Origin of the sequence: Mesorhizobium sp. M4A.F.Ca.ET.020.02.1.1 (assembly GCF_004022645.1) — a bacterium.
In the GTDB taxonomy this organism is placed as follows: Bacteria; Pseudomonadota; Alphaproteobacteria; order Rhizobiales; family Rhizobiaceae; genus Mesorhizobium.
Window position 1 is genome coordinate 1 of record NZ_RZOI01001117.1, and the last position, 1,274, is coordinate 1,274.

At 65.5% G+C, this 1,274-nt stretch carries 2 protein-coding genes; both read right to left on the bottom strand.

Features of this window, described 5'->3' with window-relative positions:
- Positions 1-122: 122 nt before the first annotated feature.
- Positions 123-542 (bottom strand): hypothetical protein, encoded by a 420-nt coding sequence (locus tag EN742_RS35315; RefSeq protein WP_245455378.1) that lies wholly within the window; start codon positions 540-542, stop codon positions 123-125.
- Between the two features lies 1 nt (position 543).
- Positions 544-1,274 (bottom strand): NAD(P)-dependent oxidoreductase (locus EN742_RS35320; RefSeq protein ID WP_128333905.1); only part of this gene is annotated, 731 nt, incomplete at its 5' end.

Sequence of the window (1,274 nt, forward strand, 5' to 3'; positions counted from 1 at the left end):
TGCCTGGAACGGCGCGTCCGGCCGGGTTGATGCTGGTGGCCCGCAACGGCCATGACCGCCATCTGCTGCGCATCGCGGCAGAAATGGAGCGGCTGCTCTGACGAGCAGCGTGCCCACGGCAATCAGTGCGCCGCGCAGCGCCTGCGCTCGGCTTTGCCAGAGGCGCGTTCGATACGCGTAACGACCAGCATGGGCGGCTCGTTCGGCTCACCGCGATGCTGGATCGATCCTCTGACGACGAGCTTTCCCGCGTGGAGCTTGTCTGATGTATCGGGTGCGGCCCTGTCTTGCAGCGGCAATTCGGTGGTGTTGAGTGCCACGCCTTTGACGACCTTGCCGGTGCCCAGATCCAGCGCGTTGCCTGAGGGACAAGGGGCTCTGAAGCAGACGAGTCCATTGCTGCAGTAGACATAGTCGCTGCTCTCTGTCGCAGCGAGTGTGGGCGAGGCCGCGATCGAACATGCGGCGAGAACCAAGGATGCCAAGCGACGATTCAACATGGCTTCAGCGTCACCAAGAATTGAGGCGGAAGCGCGGTGCATTTCACCTGTCGGCCGGAAACCGTCGACGGTAGTGGTCGACCACGTCCGGATTGCGCAGATTTGCCGGCAGCTTGCCGGCCAGCACCAGCAGCGCCTCGCCCGCCGCGCCGACGCCCATGCGCATCATCGACTCCTCGGTGATCCCGGCCATATGCGGGGTGACGATGACATTGTCGAAGCTGAAATAGGGATGGTTCGGCGGCAGCGGCTGCGTCGCAAAGACGTCGAGCGCGGCACCGCCGATGCTGCCCTTGCGCAAGGCTTCGATCAGCGCATCGTCGTCGACCACCGGCCCGCGCGAGACGTTGATCAGCAGTGCGTTCGGCTTCATGCGCGAAATGCGCTCGCGGCTGATCAGGCCGCGCGTCTCCGGCGTCAGCGGACAGCAAAGCACGATGATGTCGCTCTGCTCGACCAGCGCGTCGATCGACAGGAAACCGACCTTGTCGGGCGCCGGGCGCATACTGCGCGTCGTTGCCACGACATTGAGGTCGAAGCCGTGCGCGGCGATATGGCCGACCGCCTGGCCGACCGCTCCGAGGCCGACAATGCCGATGGTCTTACCGGCGAGCTCGGTGTTGGCGTTGGCATGGTCGCGTCCGGCGAGCCAGCCCTTGGCGCGCAGGTCGCGGTCGACCATGCGAAAACGCCGAAGCAAGGCCAGCGTCACGAACATCACGTGCTCGGCGACCGAGCGCGCATTGACCGCCGGCACGTTCGCCACCAGCACGC